Genomic DNA, 16,222 nt, shown 5'->3' with positions numbered 1-16,222 from the left:
GGAAAAAAATGGTTAAAAAAGACGATCATTTCTGCCCATAAAGGAATGTTATGCATAAAATGTGAGGTTCATGCAGATTGCTATGAACTAATTGTGAGTATTTAGGTCAAACAATCAGTTTTATACGGTTTCATAACAAACAAACTGACCACTAACACCCTTAGATCTAATGACAGGATAGCGGATGAAACGTCTCCGTCCCTTGGTAGCGCAGGCTGCCAATTGGGAACCCCCGGTTCCCCGCAAACACTTTTACGCCATGCTATTGCTGACCGCGATGACGCTGTCAGCGGTAGCCATATTGCCAGCGCCGGGTGACATCCTGGAGCGGCCATTGCGTCTGGAGTTGCCGATTGCCACCAACGGCACCGCAACCAACGAAGACAATACGGACTTCAACGACATCCCGGATCACGAGCTGGTGGAAGCCGCGACCCCGGAAGATGACATCCCGACCGATGCCACCCCCCAGTGGCAGGATTATCGGGTACGAAACGGCGAAAACCTGACCACCATCTTCAACAACCTGGGTCTCTCCACCACCACTCTCTACAAAGTGCTGGATGCCGATACCAAGAACAATCTGGCACGTCTCAAGCCCGGTCAAACCATCGAGCTGCTGATCGATCAGGACAACATATTGCAGCAGATGAAGATTCGTCTGAATATCAAGCAGACCCTGATCCTGGAGCGCACCGACGACACCTACAGTGCCAACATGCTCAATGAAGAGGTGGAGTGGCAGAAGAAGGGGTATGACGGGGTCATCAACGGCAGTTTTTACGTCAGTGCCCGCAATGCGGGGATCCCGGCCAACCACATCCAGAAAATTGCCAACCTGTTCCAGTGGCGACTCAACTTCGCCAAGGATCTGAAAAAGGGTGACAAGTTCAAGGTGCTGGTGCGCCAAGAGACGGTCGAGGGCAAGAGTACCGGCAATACCCAGCTGCTGGGGGTGGAAGTGTTCAGCCAGGGCCAGAGCGTGTCTGCCTGGTTGTCTGAAGATGGCAACTACTACGATGGCCAGGGCAACAGCCTGGAGCGTGGCTTCCGCCGTTATCCGACCCACAGCCGCTACCGGGTCAGCTCCAGCTTCAACCCGAACCGCCGTCACCCGATCACCGGCCAGGTACGCCCCCATGAGGGCACCGACTTTGCCCTGCCGGTCGGCACCCCCGTGATGGCAACCGGTGACGGCGTCGTGCTGAAGGCGACCAGCCACCCGCTGGCCGGCACCTATGTGGTGATCAAGCACGGTCGTACCCTGATGACCCGCTACCTGCACCTGAGCAAGCTGCTGGTCAAGCCGGGCCAGAAGGTGAAGATGGGTGACAAGATTGCGCTCTCCGGCAACACCGGTCGTTCCACCGGTGCCCACCTGCACTACGAGGTGCGGATCAACAACCGTCCGGTCGATGCCATGAAGGTCAAGCTGCCGATGGCGGAACCGCTCTCCGGCAAGGAGAAGCGCCAGTTCCTCGCCAAGGTGAAGAGCTATCGCAAGGAGATGGAGGCCGGTTGATGCCTCTCTCACCGAAACAAAAAGGCCCCGCCACTCTGGCGGGGCCTTTTTATTGGCTGGTGGCCATCAATAGCCCTTGTCGAAGTCTATCTTGCCGTCCAGCGGCTGGCCATCGATGAAGCGGATGTAGTTGCGCACGAAGATCTGGGCCACATCTTCGGGGAAGCTGTAGGCGCTGTTGTGTGGCGTGATGATGAGGTTGGGCTGGCCCCAGAGCGGGCTGTCGGCGGGCAGCGGCTCCTGTGCGAATACATCCAGCACCGCCATGCCCAGCTTACCGGTGCGCAGCGCCGTGAGCAGGTCACCTTCGTGGATGGCGTTGCCGCGCCCCACGTTGAACAGGATGGCGCCCGCTTTGCAGTGTTCGAAACGGGGAGCGGTGAAGAGGTGATGCGTCTCGCGGGTGGCGGGCAGGACGCTGACGATGACGTCGGCCTGCGCCAGCACCTTGTTGAGGGCCGGCAGCTGATACACCTGATCGAAGCCGGCCCGCTCGCGGCCACTGCGGCTGATGCCAAGCACCTTCATGTCGAAGTGCTTGCCGGTGTGGGCAATGTGCTGGCCTATGCTGCCGGTGCCCAAGATGAGCAAGGTGCGTCCCTTGAGGCCGTGATAGGGGTGGCTTTGCCACAGCCGTTGCTTCTGCTGCTCCCGATAGAGCGGCAGCTGGCGCATCAGGCTGAGCAGATGGCCAAACACGTATTCGCTCATCAGCGGGCCGAAGATGCCGCGCACGTTGGTGAGCTGATAGTCGCGGCGGCAGCTGGCATCCAGCAGCACGTCGACCCCGGCGTAGGTGGACTGCAGCCAGCTGAGCTTGCCGGCCTTGGCCAGCAGCGGTTTGGCCCGTGCCGGTTCTGCCATCAGGATGTGGGCTTCGCCGATCAATTTCTCGGCCTCGCCCTGATTGTCGGCCCGCAGAATGCGCAAATGGGGGAGGTGGGCCGCCTTGAGCAGGCGCTCGTAGTGAGCATTGTCCTGGCTGAGCAAAAGAAGGGTACGTTGACTCATACTCTTGTTCCTTATCAGATTTGCGGCGCGGGAGAGAGGCCGCTCTGTCCTCATCTTACCCGAGTTGACCGGCCAACATAGCCGACCAGGCCGCTTTTTCGTTTTCGCGCGGCCCCTCGTGGGCTACAATCTGCCCCACATTTTGCAAAGGATCCGACTCCAGTGTTTGGTGACAAGTTTTATAAGCGACTGGCCGAGCTACAGCCTTGGCAACAGACCGTCTACACCCTGGCGCTGGCAGAGCGCATGTACCCCAACTATGCGCTGTTTTCCCAGGCCTCCGGCTTCGGGGATGCGAAGGCATTTCGCCACGCCCTGGATCAGATGTGGAATTACCTGACGGTGAAGGGTTCCCGCGTCAATCTGGGGGCGATCCTGGAGGCGTTTGAAGTCTATATTCCCGAGCCTGGCAAATTCGAGTCCTACGGCGCCTATCCGGCGCTGGATGCCTGCGTGGCGCTGGGCTGTGCCTACAACTCGGTGATCTGCCGGGTGGGTGAAGAGGCCAACGATGCCAGCCATGCGTCGGTCGGTACCGTGGCCGGTTTCATCGAGATGCTGGAGGAGCGCGACCTCACCGACGAGGAGCTCTACGAGCACGAATACATGGAAGCCGAGCTGGAGTTCCAGGTCGAGCTGCTCAAGCGGGTTGCCCATGAGCGCGACAGCGACCGCATTCTGGCGATCCGCACCTTTGCGGCCCAGGATGGCGTCTCCAATATCGGCATCAGCCTGGAAGAGTGATCGCACACTCCCCGGCCCATAAAAAAAGCTCCCGAATGGGAGCTTTTTTTATGCCCGCTCCTCGGTGAGGGGTCGGACACTCAGCACCGGGGCAGCGTCTATCTCGTCGGCATTCATCATGGCCGAGATGCGCTGCAGGGAAGAGAGCAACAGGGTCTGCTCCCAGACCTCAAGTGCCTGAAAGCGCTGGATGAAGCGCTCCTGCAGCGGAGTGGGTGCCTGGGCCAGCAGGGCGCGGCCTGCGTCAGTCAGCGTCGCATGCACCTTGCGCTTGTCGGTTTCGCTGCGGATGCGCTGCACCAGCTGGCGGCTCTCGAGGCGGTCCATGATGGTGGTGGCGGTGGCCTGACTCATGTTGGTGTGATCCGCCAGCTGGCGCATGGAAATCTGGCCCAGCTCGTCGATCCCCTTGAGCAGCAAGAGCTGGGGCGAGGTCAGGCCGGCCTCCTTGATCAAGCGCTTGGAGTGCATGTCGATGGCACGAATTATCTGGCGCAGGGCGACCAGCACTTCATCATGTTTTTCCATGGGGAACGAATCGTCGAGGGGCTGTTGAGAGGCGCAAAATTCTCCGCCTAATTCGTCACAAGGTCAATATGGTTTTTACTGTAATGATTTCTGCTCTAATTATTTTTGTGTTAGGTTAGCGGGCATTTTCCGAATTTTGACCCGACCTTTGAGGAGCAAGATGATGAGTGACGAACTGGACATCAAGTCGCTGGCGGCCGACCTTCGGGTGGTCAGAGTGCGTTATGAACTGCCTGATACCTCGGCTTTCGTGCGTTACCAGCCTGCCTATGACGAAGACCCCAACAACCTCAAGGTGCACCACTACGATGGTGAGCTGCCTCTCTCCTGCAGTGAGACCGGTTCTTTCAACCTAAAGGAGTTGGTGAATGAATTGCGTTACGCCTATGTGCTGGTGCACCTCTTCCCGGACGAGAGCGCGATGAACTTCTATCTGACCGGCCTTGATACCGGTCTGGCCCAGCTGGAGTTCATCGGCGGCTCCTACGACTTCAACCGGCTTTGGATCACCAGCGGCATCTCCAACCTGGGCGTGCCCATGGCCATCTTCCTCGGCAAGCGTCATGCGGTGAATGGCCAGCCTTCGGTCAGCCTGGTGGACCACCGGGTGCAGACGGCCGGCAAGCTGGTCTACCGCGCCATCGGCGGTGCCGGCGATCACGTGGGTGAAGACTTTTTCAACAACGACTAAGGAGGCCAGATGAGAGCAAGCAAAGGGCTATTCAAAGGCCTCAACCCGACCATGGCCATGACGGCGCTCACCGTTATCACCCTGTTCCTGCTGTTCGGGGTGTTCGTCCCCGAAACGGCCGCCAGCTGGTTTGTCGGCGCCAAGGATCAGATCATTGCCGGGTTCAAGTGGTACTACATTCTGGTGGTCGCCCTGTTCCTGTTCTTCGCTGTCTACTTGATGTTCAGCCGCTTTGGCAGCATCCGGCTGGGTGACGACGACCAGGTACCGGAGTTCGGCTACTTCGCCTGGTTTGCCATGCTGTTCAGCGCCGGCATGGGCATAGGGCTGGTGTTCTGGAGCATCGCCGAGCCGATGAACCACCTGCAGGGCAACCCCTTCATCACCGAAGGGATGACCCCGGAGGCGGCCCAGATCGCCATGCGCCTCACCTTCTTCCACTGGGGCCTGCACCCCTGGGCCATCTACGTGATCGTCGGCCTGTCGCTCGCCTTCTTCAGTTATCGGCGCAAGCTGCCGCTGGCCATCCGCTCCGTGCTCTATCCGCTGCTCGGCGATCGCATCTACGGCTTCTGGGGCCACGCCGCCGACGTGCTGGCGGTGTTCGGTACCGTGTTCGGGGTGGCCACCTCCCTTGGCCTGGGTGTCTCCCAGATGAACACAGGTCTCAACCAGATGTTCGGCATGGAAGTATCGCAAGCGAACCAGCTCTGGCTCATCGGCGGCATCAGCCTGATCGCCACCCTGTCGGCGGTCTCCGGGGTCGGGCGGGGGGTCAAGCTGCTCTCCGAGCTCAATATCTGGTTGAGCGTGTTCGTGCTGAGCCTCTTTCTGGTGCTGGGGCCGACCACCTACATCCTCAACGCCTATGTGCAGAACATCGGTGACTACCTGCAAAACATCGTCAAGCTGAGCTTCTGGACCAACACCGAGGCCAACGGCACCTCGGCCTGGCAGTCGAGCTGGACCGCCTTCTACTGGGGCTGGTGGATTGCGTGGGCGCCGTTTGTCGGCATGTTCATCGCCCGCATCTCCAAGGGGCGTACCATCCGCGAATTCGTGCTCGGCGTGCTGCTGGTGCCCTCGCTGCTCGGCATGTTCTGGCTCACCGTGTTCGGCGGTACCGCCATGAATCTGGAGCTGTTCGGCGGTGGCGGCGTGGTGGCCGCGGTCAAGCAGGACGTGACGCTGGCGCTCTACCAGACGGTGGAACTGCTGCACTGGGAAACCTTCGGCTGGATCGCCAAGGGGGTGCTGACCCTGCTGATCTGTACCTACTTCATCACCTCCAGCGACTCGGGCACCCTGGTGATCACGACCCTGCTCTCCATCGGCGATCAGGATCCCCCCGTGCTGCACCGCGCCATCTGGGGGCTGGGCCAGGGGCTGGTGGCCGCCATCCTGCTGGTCTCCGGCGGGCTGGCCGCCTTGCAGGCCGCCAGCATCATAGCGGCGCTGCCCTTCTCGGTGATCATGCTGGCCATGTGCTACTCGCTGATGCTGGGCCTCAAGCAGGAGAGCCAGCACCAGTTCGAATACCGACAAAAGCTCAAGCGTCACGACGGTTCAACCCACATGAGCCTGCTGGAGCGGATCGGGCCGGCTTGACCTGGCTGCATCCTGTTCAGGGTGCCATCAAGCAGCCAAACAAAAGGGGAACCTCGCGGTTCCCCTTTTTTCATGGCTGTTCAGCTGCCGCTGGTCACAGCATCTGTTTGAGGCGATAGAGCAGATCCAGCGCCTGGCGGGGAGTGAGCTCGTCCGGGCGCACCGCTTCCAGCTCATCGACCACCGGATGGCTCTGGGGCGCCATGGCCATCGGGGCCGGGCGAAATTCGCCAGCGGCGACCGGGGTGGCGCTTTCCAGCTCGTGCAGCTTGTGGCGGGCCTGCTGGATCACCGATTTCGGAACCCCGGCCAGCGCAGCTACCTGCAGCCCGTAGGAGCGGCTGGCCGCCCCCTCCTGCACTGCGTGCATAAAGGCGATGGTGTCGCCGTGCTCCACCGCATCGAGGTGGACGTTGGCCAGCCCTTCCATCAGCTCCGGCAGACGGGTCAGCTCGAAGTAGTGGGTGGCGAACAGGGTGTAGGCGCCGATCTTGCTCGCCAGCTGCTCGGCACAGGCCCACGCCAGCGAGAGGCCGTCGTAGGTGCTGGTGCCGCGGCCTATCTCGTCCATCAGCACCAGACTGCGGGCGGTGGCGTTGTTGAGGATGTTGGCGGTCTCGGTCATCTCCACCATAAAGGTGGATCTTCCCGATGCCAGATCATCCGACGCCCCGATACGGGTGAAGATACGGTCGATGGGGCCGATGCGGGCGCTGTCGGCCGGCACGAAGGCGCCGATGTGGGCCAGCAGCACGATCAGCGCGGTCTGGCGCATGTAAGTGGATTTACCGCCCATGTTGGGGCCGGTGATGATCAGCATCCGCCGCTCCCTCTCAAGCCGGATCGGGTTGGCGATGAAGGGGTCGGTCATCACCTGCTCCACCACCGGATGGCGGCCCGCCTCGATGATGATCTGATCTTCATCGATGAGCGTCGGGCAGCGGTAGTCCAGGGTCTCGGCCCGCTCGGCCAGGTTGGCCAGCACGTCCAGCTCCGCCAGTGCGGCGGCGGACTCCTGCAGATCGCCGAGGTGGGGCAGCAGGGCGTCGAGCAGCTCTTCGTAGAGGCGTTTTTCCAGCGCCAGCGCCTGGGCCTGGGCGGTGAGCACCTTGTCCTCGTACTTTTTAAGCTCGTCGATGATGTAGCGTTCGTTGTTCTTGAGGGTCTGGCGGCGGATGTAGTGGGCCGGCACCAGGTGGCTGTTGGCACGGCTCACCTCGATGTAGAAGCCGTGCACCTTGTTGTAGCCCACCTTGAGGGTGTTGATGCCGGTCAGCAGCCGCTCGCGCTCCTCGATGCGGGCCAGGCTGGCGGTGGCGCCGTTGGCCAGATCCCGCAGCTCGTCCAGCTCCTGGTTGAAGCCGTCGCGGATGACGCCGCCATCGCGGATCAGCACCGGCGGCACCTCCATCACGGCGCGCTCCAGCAGATCCAGCAGCTCGGGGAAGGTGCTGGCGCGATCGCGCAACTGCTGCACCGCCTCGTGCTCGCTCTCCGCCAGCAGGCGCTGCAGCTCCGGCAACTGAGCGAAGGCCTGTCGCAGCCGGGTCAGATCGCGCGGACGGGCCGAGCGCAAGGCCAGGCGCGCCAGCACCCGCTCCACATCGCCGACCTGGCGCAACAGGCCGCCCAGCTCGTCATAGAGGTTCTGCTCGATGAGCTCCTTGATGGTGCTCTGGCGGCCTTTGAGGATCACCCGATCGCGGATCGGCTGGTGGATCCAGCGCTTGAGCAAGCGGCTGCCCATGGGGGTGGCGGTGCAGTCCAGTACGGCGGAGAGGGTGTTGTCGTGGCCGCCGGCCAGATTCTGGGTCAGCTCCAGATTGCGGCGGGTGGCGGCATCCATGATGACCGCATGATCGGGCTGCTCGAGGCGCACGCTGCGAATGTGGGGCAGGGCGGTGCGCTGGGTGTCTTTCACGTATTGCATGAGGCAGCCGGCGGCGCACAGGGCGGTCTCGCTCTGCTCGACGCCGAAGCCCACCAGATCCTGGGTGCCGAACTGTTGGCACAACAGCTTGCGGGCGGTACCAAGCTCGAACTCCCACTCCGGGCGGCGGCGCAGACCGCGGCGACCCTCGACATGATGCAGGAAGGCGAAGGATTCGGGGTAGAGCAGCTCCGCCGGATTGGTGCGCTGCAGCTCCGCCAGCAGGGTCTCTTCTTTCTCGAACTGGTTGATGAAGAAGCGGCCGGAGCCGATGTCCATGGTGCCGTAGCCGAAGCGGCGGCCATCGTGGTAGACGGCGGCGATCAGGTTGTCCTGTCGCTCGCTGAGCAGCGCCTCGTCGGAGACGGTGCCCGGTGTGATGATGCGAATGACCTTGCGCTCCACCGGCCCCTTGCTGGTGGCGGGATCCCCCACCTGCTCGCAGATGGCAGCCGATTCGCCGAGCTGTACCAGCTTGGCCAGATAACCCTCGATGGCATGATAGGGGACGCCCGCCATCGGGATGGGGCTGCCGGCCGACTGGCCACGCTTGGTCAGGGAGATGTCGAGCAGTTGGGAGGCCTTGCGGGCATCGTCATAGAACAACTCGTAGAAGTCGCCCATCCGGTAGAACAGCAGGATCTCCGGGTTCTCGGCCTTGAGGGTCAGATACTGCTGCATCATTGGCGTGTGGGCGCTGAGATTGGCGCCTGGCGCGGTGCCGGTAACTTGGTGTTGTGCGGTCATGTGCGATTCCAGAAGGGGCCTCTGCGGGCCAGTGTCTGCGGTGATGAGCCTTGAACTTGATGGCGCCATTCTACACATAAGCAGGGCGGCGGGGGAGGTCGGGTTCCGGGGTTGTCTCTGGCTGAGGGGGTCTGGGTGCTGCACATCGATGCCGGTGGGGTTCTGCCCGGCGGTTGCGGGCGGCAGTGACGGGATCGCATAATGTGCCTCTTCAACGAATCAGCAGGAGCCGTGATGAAACTGGACGCAGAGATAGAGCACCTCGCCATCGAGCTGGGTAAGGCCCTCGGTCAGCGCGGTTGGCTGGCGGCAACCGCCGAATCCTGCACCGGTGGCGGGGTGGCGACGGCCATCACCGACATCGCGGGCAGCTCAGGCTGGTTCGACCGCGGTTTTGTCACCTACACCAACGAAGCCAAGCAGCAGATGCTGGGGGTGAGCGGCGAGAGCCTTGAACAGCACGGCGCAGTGAGTGAAGCCGTGGTGCTGGAGATGGCCCGCGGTGCGTTGGCGCACTCCTCTGCCGCCATCAGTGTCGCCATCAGCGGCATCGCCGGCCCTGGCGGCGCGACACCGGGCAAACCGGTCGGTACCGTCTGGTTCGCCTGGGCGGACCGCTCCGGCCGTCATCACTCCCTGCTGGCCCGTTTTGACGGGGATCGCCGGCAGGTGCGCCAGCAGGCGGTGAGACAGGCCTTGTCGGGTCTGTTGGCCCTGCTCAGATAAATTGGGCTTGATACTGTATGAATAGACAGTATACTTAGCCCAACTTCATTTTTACTCACGATTTCCAGCGGAGATTGGCATGGATCAGAACAAACAGAAGGCACTGGCGGCTGCGCTGGGTCAGATCGAAAAGCAGTTTGGCAAAGGCTCCATCATGCGTCTGGGCGACAGCAAGACCATGGATATCGAAGCCATCTCCACCGGCTCCCTCTCCCTGGACGTGGCGCTGGGCATCGGTGGCCTGCCGTGCGGTCGTATCGTCGAGATCTATGGCCCGGAATCTTCCGGTAAAACCACGCTGACCCTGCAGGTGATCGCCGAAGCGCAGAAGAAGGGCAAGACCTGTGCCTTCGTCGATGCGGAGCACGCGCTGGATCCCATCTATGCCGCCAAGCTGGGCGTCAACGTCGACGACCTGCTGATCTCCCAGCCGGATACCGGTGAACAGGCGCTGGAAATCTGCGACATGCTGGTGCGCTCCAACGCCGTTGACGTCATCATCGTCGACTCCGTGGCAGCCCTGACCCCGAAAGCGGAAATCGAAGGCGAGATGGGTGATTCCCACGTCGGCCTGCAGGCCCGTCTGATGTCCCAGGCGCTGCGCAAACTGACCGCCAACATCAAGAACGCCAACTGCCTGTGCATCTTCATCAACCAGATCCGGATGAAGATCGGCGTCATGTTCGGCAGCCCGGAGACCACTACGGGTGGTAACGCGCTCAAGTTCTACGCCTCCGTGCGTCTGGATATCCGTCGCATCGGCGCCATCAAGGAAGGTGACGAAGTGGTCGGTAACGAGACCCGCGTCAAAGTGGTCAAGAACAAGGTGGCCCCGCCCTTCAAGCAGGCCGAGTTCCAGATTTTCTATGGCGCTGGCATCTCCAAAGAGGGCGAGCTGGTGGATCTGGGCGTCAAGCACAAGCTGATCGACAAGGCCGGTGCCTGGTACAGCTACAACGGCGAGAAGATTGGTCAGGGCAAGGCCAACGTCATGAAGCTGTTCGCCGAGAACAAGGCGATGGCTGGTGAAGTGGAAGCCCGTCTGCGCGAACTGCTGCTCTCCGGTGCCGTACCTGTCGATGACAAGGCTGCACCGGTTGAGGCAGAAGAGTTCGATGCCGAAAGCGAACAAGAGTTCGAATAAGGAACAAAGGAAGGCCGGGTAGATACCCGGCCTTGTTATTTATGGTTGATGAATCTGCTGACAAACCGGTCGAACTTACCTTTGAAGAGCAACTGGCGGCGGCCCGCGCCTTTGCCATGCGCAGTCTTGCTCGCCGCGAAAGCGCCGAGTCCGAACTGGCCAGACGGCTGCGCCAGCAGGGCTATCAGGAAGAGGTGATCGAGACGGTCGTCGATTATTGCCGGGGTTATAACTGGGTCAACGACGAGCGCTATGGCGCCATGGCGGTAAGAGCCGGGGCGGCCAAGGGGCACGGTCCCATCAAGATCCGTTTCGAGCTGCGCCGCAAGGGGCTGGATGACAACCAGATTGATGCCGCGTTCGAGCAGCCGGAGCTGGACTGGTTTGAACTGGCCTTGGATCTTTTGGCGCGGCGAGCCAACGTGGCCGACCTTGCCGATTTCAAGCTGCGGATGAAGTGGCTCAAATACCTGCTGGGACGCGGCTTTACCCAGGAGCAGGCCCGTTATGCCATCTCGGCCCTGCAGGAACGCGAGCTGTAAGCACACCGTTTCTGCTCTCCTGCAAGCCGCCTCAGCCTGTTGATGGCCTGCAGGGCTGATGGTGGCGCGCTTGCTACCTAGCCTCAACACCAAATACCAAACACCCAGCAGCCAAGATTGTCATGGCGCAGTTCTGCATTTCACAGGATGTCTTTTGCTCGGGTTGTCCGTATCGTCTTTCCCGTCGCCACCATGGACATGATTGCATGTCCTTTGCCGCGGGTGTCTGTGGATTCAGCAACTTGCATCCTGGTGGCAGACGCGGTGGAAGGCTCCTCGGCGGCAGGCCGATTTTCCGCTGCCATCGGCCCAAACCATGGCTGAAAACGCCCCGCTTTGTCTCCCTTTTCTCCCAGCCCCCATTTATGCGCGCTTTTTCACCCGTGGCGGCCCTGTCCGTTTTACTTTACCCCGCAGAAAACTTACATTAATGCGGTTAAAAGTCCGTATTCGAATCAAGCAGGATTTTCCATGTATATGTCCACGTCAGAGATTCGCGCCGCGTTTCTCGAGTATTTCCGTTCCCAGGGGCACCAGGTTGTCTCCTCCAGCTCGCTGGTACCGCATAACGACCCGACCCTGTTGTTTACCAACGCGGGTATGAACCAGTTCAAGGACGTGTTCCTTGGCGCAGACAAGCGTGCCTACAATCGCGCGACGACCTCCCAGCGTTGCGTGCGTGCCGGTGGTAAGCACAACGATCTGGAAAACGTCGGCTATACCGCTCGTCACCACACCTTCTTCGAAATGCTGGGCAACTTCAGCTTCGGCGACTACTTCAAGCAGGATGCCATCAAGTTTGCATGGGGCTTCCTGACCGAGGTGCTGCAGCTGCCGAAAGAGCGCTTGCTGGTGACCGTCTACGCGACTGACGATGAAGCCTTCGACATCTGGGAAAAAGAGGTCGGTGTACCGGCCGATCGCATCGTGCGCATCGGTGACAACAAGGGCGCTCCGTACGCCTCCGACAACTTCTGGGCGATGGGCGATACCGGTCCGTGCGGTCCCTGCACCGAGATCTTCTACGATCACGGCGATCATATCTGGGGTGGTCGTCCCGGCTCACCGGAAGAGGATGGCGACCGTTTCATCGAGATCTGGAACGTGGTGTTCATGCAGTTCAACCGTCAGGCTGACGGCACCATGGAGCCGCTGCCCCGTCCGTCCGTGGATACCGGCATGGGTCTGGAGCGTATCTCCGCCATCATGCAGGGTGTGCACTCCAACTACGAAATCGACATCTTCCAGGCCCTGATCAAGAAAGCGGCCGAGATCGTCGGCACCACCGATCTGAGCAACCAGTCCCTGCGCGTCATCGCGGATCACATCCGCTCCTGCGCCTTCCTGGTGGCAGATGGCGTGATGCCGTCCAACGAAGGTCGTGGCTACGTGCTGCGTCGCATCATCCGCCGCGCCGTGCGTCACGGTCGCAAGCTGGGTGCCACCGAGGTGTTCTTCTACAAACTGGCAGCCGAGCTGGCGGCACAGATGAAGGATGTCGCCGCCGAGCTGATCGCCCAGCTGCCGCTGGTCGAGCGCGTGCTGCGCATCGAAGAGGAGCAGTTCGTCCGTACTCTGGACAGAGGCTTGCTGCTGCTGGAAGACGTGCTGGCCAACCTGGGCGATGCCAAGGTCATTCCGGGCGAGGTGGTGTTCAAGCTGTATGACACTTACGGCTTCCCGGCCGACCTGACTGCCGACGTGGTGCGCGAGCGCGAGATCGGCATCGACGAAGAGGGCTTCAAGGCCGAGATGGAGAAGCAGCGTGCTCGCGCCAAAGAGGCTTCCAGCTTCGGCGTGAACTACAACGAGATGCTCAAGCTCGACTTCGAGACCCCCTTCACCGGTTACAAGACCCTGACCGAGCGCACCCGTGTGGTCGGCATCTACAAGGGCGTGGACGAGGTGAGCGGTCTCATCGCCGGTGACGAAGCGGTCATCGTGCTGGAGCAGACCCCCTTCTACGCCGAGTCCGGCGGCCAGATCGGCGACAGCGGCACCCTGAAAGTGGACGACGGCATCTTTGCCGTGACCGATACCGTCAAAGCGGGCAAGGCGATTATCCACAAGGGCTACATGGAGCTGGGCACCCTGGAGAAAGGGGCCGAGGTCGAAGCCGTGGTCGATGGCGAGCGCCGCCAGGCCATCGCTCTGAACCACTCCGTGACTCACCTGCTGCACGCAGCCCTGCGTCAGGCGCTGGGTGAGCACGTGACCCAGAAAGGCTCTCTGGTGGGCGCCGAGCGCATGCGCTTTGACTTCTCCCACTTCGAGGGGATGACCATGGCGACCATTCGCCGGGTCGAGGAGCTGGTCAACAACCAGATCCGCGCCAACCACGAAATCACCACCCAGCTGATGGATCTGGAAGCCGCCAAGTCGGCCGGCGCCATGGCGCTGTTTGGCGAGAAATACGAAGACGACGTGCGCGTGGTGCGCATGGGCGACTACTCCACCGAGCTGTGCGGCGGTACTCACGCCAAGCGCACCGGTGATATTGGCTTCTTCAAGATCATCGCCGAGAGCGGCATCGCCGCCGGTGTGCGCCGTATCGAAGCGGTGACCGGCAAGGCCGCCATCGACTTCATGCATCAGGTCGGGGAGCAGATCGAAGAGGCTGCCGCACTGGTGAAAGGTGACCAGTTCTGCATCGCCGACAAGGTCCGTCAGGTTCTGGACAAGGCCAAGATGATGGAACGCGAGCTGGAGCAGCTCAAGGCCAAGCTGGCCGCTCAGGCCGGTAACGACCTGCTGGGTCAGGTCATCGAGATCAAGGGTCAGAAGGTGCTGGTTGCAGCGCTGGAAGGGGCCGATCCGAAATCCCTGCGCGGCATGCTGGACGAACTGAAGAACCAGATGAAGTCCGGTGTCGTGCTGCTGGCCACCAGTGGCGAGGGCAAGGTCAACCTGATCGCGGGCGTCACCAACGACCTGACCGGCAAGGTCAAGGCCGGTGAGCTGGTCAATCTGGTCGCCCAGCAGGTGGGTGGCAAGGGCGGCGGTCGTCCCGACATGGCCCAGGCGGGTGGTACCCAGCCCGAGGCAGTGCCGGCAGCCCTGCAATCCGTACACTCCTGGCTGGAAGAGCGCCTGTAATCGGGCGAGGTGATCTGTGGCACTCTATGTACAGAAGTACGGCGGCACCTCGGTCGGCACGCTGGAGCGGATCGAGGCGGTAGCTGAGCGGGTCGAGCAGACCCGCGCCCAGGGACACGACGTGGTGGTGGTTGTCTCCGCCATGTCGGGCGAAACCAACCGGTTGCTGGGCATGGCCCAGCAGCTGGATCCTGATGCCAACCGGCGCGAGATGGATGTGCTGGTCTCCACCGGGGAACAGGTCACCATAGCGCTGCTGGCGATCGCGTTGAACAAACGCGGTTGTCCTGCGGTCTCAATGACCGGCGATCAGGTTCGCATTCATACCGATTCCGCCTATGGCAAGGCGCGCATCACCCACATCGACACCGAGCAGGTTCAGGCTGAACTGGGCGCGGGCAAGGTGGTGGTGATCGCCGGCTTCCAGGGGCGTGACGAGCATAACGCTATCACGACGCTGGGCCGCGGTGGTTCTGACACCACGGCGGTGGCTGTGGCGGCGGCCATCAAGGCCGATGAATGCCAGATCTTTACCGATGTGGATGGGGTCTATACCACGGATCCGCGCATCGAGCCCAAGGCGCGCCGTCTCGATACCATCACCTTCGAGGAGATGCTGGAGATGGCCAGTCTCGGCGCCAAGGTGCTGCAGATCCGTTCGGTGGAGTTCGCGGGCAAGTACCGCGTACCGCTGCGGGTGCTGTCGAGCTTTGTCGATGGAGAGGGAACCTTAATCACATATGGAGGTGAGAGGATGGAAGCTCCCCTGGTATCCGGGATAGCGTTCAATCGCAACGAGGCGAGCCTGACCATTCTGGGTGTGCCGGACAGGCCCACCGTGGCCGCGCAGATCCTGAATCCGATCAGCGACGCCAACATTGATGTCGACATGATAGTGCAGAACACGCTGGGCGATGGGACCGCCGACTTCACCTTCACGGTGAATCGCGATGACTATCGCCGGGCGCGCGCCCTGTTGGAGGAGACCGCCAGCGAGCTGGGGGCCGCCTGTGTGCAGGGCAACGGTGAGATCGCCAAGGTTTCCATCGTCGGAGTCGGGATGTGGAACCATCCTGGCGTCGCCCGCACCATGTTCAAGGTATTGGGCGAGGAGGGGATCAACATGCAGTTGATTTCCACCTCTGAAATCAAGATATCCGTGGTGATTGACGAGAAGTACCTGGAGCTGGCAGTGCGTGCCTTGCACTCCGCTTTTGGGCTGGATCAGGAGCCTCATGAGCAGCCCTTGGGAAACAATCCCTGATTGATTTAGTTTCAACCATTTACCATATCGGTATCTTTGTAAGATAATGTCGCATATCGATATAAATACAAAACAGGATACAGGAGCAAGCGAATGCTTATTTTGACTCGTCGTGTAGGGGAAACCCTGATGATTGGTGACGAAGTGACTGTCACCGTACTGGGCGTAAAAGGCAATCAGGTTCGTATCGGTGTGAACGCACCGAAAGAGGTCTCCGTACACCGCGAAGAGATCTACCAGCGCATCCAGGCCGAGAAAGTTCCGGGCCAATCCGGCTTCTAAGCGGCGTTAATGGCTGTGACAAGGCGACACCTCATGTGTCGCCTTTTGTTTTTCTGGCGTGCTGAAAATCGTGTCGCGGGGAGCAAAAGAGCGGGATAAGTGTCGATATTGCTTGAATATTCCACGCTTTGACCAAATGCTGAGCGAACGCGTTTTTTTCTCCAAAAAAGTGTTTGACTAAAAATCCCTGTGAAGTATTATCAGCCCCGCAAACGGAGAGGTGGCCGAGAGGCTGAAGGCGCTCCCCTGCTAAGGGAGTATGCGGCTTATACCCGCATCGGGGGTTCGAATCCCCCCTTCTCCGCCATTTGCGCCCGTAGCTCAGCTGGATAGAGTACCTGGCTACGAACCAGGTGGTCAGAGGTTCGAATCCTCTCGGGCGCACCA

The 16,222-nt window shown here is 61.0% G+C and carries 13 protein-coding genes and 2 tRNA genes; 12 read left to right on the top strand and 3 right to left on the bottom strand.

The features are described from left to right. Positions 1–184 precede the first annotated feature (184 nt). The gene (mepM, locus tag OKC29_RS14860) at positions 185–1,522 is read left to right on the top strand and encodes a murein DD-endopeptidase MepM (RefSeq protein WP_016352056.1); all 1,338 of its coding nucleotides are present in this window, start codon (positions 185–187) and stop codon (positions 1,520–1,522) included. Between the two features lie 66 nt (positions 1,523–1,588). Here the strand turns inward: mepM and OKC29_RS14855 are convergent, their stop codons facing one another. Beyond that, complete coding sequence (locus OKC29_RS14855; RefSeq protein ID WP_073351792.1) at positions 1,589–2,533, bottom strand: D-2-hydroxyacid dehydrogenase; 945 nt, start codon at positions 2,531–2,533, stop codon at positions 1,589–1,591. Positions 2,534–2,695: 162 nt separating this feature from the next. Between OKC29_RS14855 and OKC29_RS14850 the strand changes: the two genes are divergently transcribed. Beyond that, a complete protein-coding gene (locus tag OKC29_RS14850) occupies positions 2,696–3,277 on the top strand; it encodes a YjaG family protein (RefSeq protein WP_011707437.1) in 582 nt (193 codons plus the stop codon). A 48-nt stretch (positions 3,278–3,325) separates the two neighbouring features. On the opposite strand, the gene OKC29_RS14845 is transcribed toward OKC29_RS14850, so the two are convergent. Then, positions 3,326–3,805, bottom strand: a complete 480-nt coding sequence (locus OKC29_RS14845) for a MarR family winged helix-turn-helix transcriptional regulator (protein ID WP_011707436.1) — start codon at positions 3,803–3,805, stop codon at positions 3,326–3,328. A gap of 163 nt (positions 3,806–3,968) precedes the next feature. Between OKC29_RS14845 and OKC29_RS14840 the strand changes: the two genes are divergently transcribed. Next, a complete protein-coding gene (locus OKC29_RS14840) occupies positions 3,969–4,496 on the top strand; it encodes a hypothetical protein (RefSeq protein WP_011707435.1) in 528 nt (175 codons plus the stop codon). A 9-nt stretch (positions 4,497–4,505) separates the two neighbouring features. Next, positions 4,506–6,104 (top strand): BCCT family transporter, encoded by a 1,599-nt coding sequence (locus tag OKC29_RS14835; protein WP_073351790.1) that lies wholly within the window; start codon positions 4,506–4,508, stop codon positions 6,102–6,104. A 94-nt stretch (positions 6,105–6,198) separates the two neighbouring features. Here OKC29_RS14835 and mutS read toward each other — a convergent pair whose 3' ends face one another. Next, positions 6,199–8,781 carry a DNA mismatch repair protein MutS gene (gene mutS / locus OKC29_RS14830; protein ID WP_073351788.1) on the bottom strand — a complete coding sequence of 861 codons (2,583 nt, stop codon included), beginning with the start codon at positions 8,779–8,781 and terminating at the stop codon, positions 6,199–6,201. Positions 8,782–9,015: 234 nt separating this feature from the next. Between mutS and pncC the strand changes: the two genes are divergently transcribed. The 8 genes from pncC to OKC29_RS14790 all read left to right on the top strand — a co-directional run bounded on the left by pncC (position 9,016) and on the right by OKC29_RS14790 (position 16,222). Then, positions 9,016–9,507, top strand: a complete 492-nt coding sequence (gene pncC, locus OKC29_RS14825; protein WP_016352049.1) for a nicotinamide-nucleotide amidase — start codon at positions 9,016–9,018, stop codon at positions 9,505–9,507. 79 nt (positions 9,508–9,586) lie between these two features. Next, a complete protein-coding gene (gene recA / locus OKC29_RS14820; protein WP_011707431.1) occupies positions 9,587–10,651 on the top strand; it encodes a recombinase RecA in 1,065 nt (354 codons plus the stop codon). A 41-nt stretch (positions 10,652–10,692) separates the two neighbouring features. After that, on the top strand, positions 10,693–11,193 hold the full coding sequence (locus OKC29_RS14815; protein ID WP_073351785.1) for a regulatory protein RecX: 501 nt from the start codon (positions 10,693–10,695) through the stop codon (positions 11,191–11,193). Positions 11,194–11,664: 471 nt separating this feature from the next. After that, on the top strand, positions 11,665–14,289 hold the full coding sequence (alaS, locus tag OKC29_RS14810) for an alanine--tRNA ligase (RefSeq protein WP_043127213.1): 2,625 nt from the start codon (positions 11,665–11,667) through the stop codon (positions 14,287–14,289). A 16-nt stretch (positions 14,290–14,305) separates the two neighbouring features. Continuing rightward, complete coding sequence (locus OKC29_RS14805) at positions 14,306–15,553, top strand: aspartate kinase (RefSeq protein WP_011707428.1); 1,248 nt, start codon at positions 14,306–14,308, stop codon at positions 15,551–15,553. A 93-nt stretch (positions 15,554–15,646) separates the two neighbouring features. Further along, the gene (csrA, locus tag OKC29_RS14800) at positions 15,647–15,835 is read left to right on the top strand and encodes a carbon storage regulator CsrA (RefSeq protein ID WP_005305164.1); all 189 of its coding nucleotides are present in this window, start codon (positions 15,647–15,649) and stop codon (positions 15,833–15,835) included. A 214-nt stretch (positions 15,836–16,049) separates the two neighbouring features. Beyond that, a tRNA-Ser gene (locus OKC29_RS14795) sits at positions 16,050–16,142 on the top strand. 3 nt (positions 16,143–16,145) lie between these two features. After that, positions 16,146–16,222: transfer RNA gene (locus OKC29_RS14790), tRNA-Arg, on the top strand.

It is taken from the genome of Aeromonas sp. QDB34 (genome assembly GCF_027705405.1).
GTDB classification, from domain to species: Bacteria; Pseudomonadota; Gammaproteobacteria; order Enterobacterales; family Aeromonadaceae; genus Aeromonas; species Aeromonas hydrophila.
The sequence above is the reverse complement of the archived record's forward strand: the minus strand, read 5'-3'. Positions and strand labels throughout refer to the sequence as shown.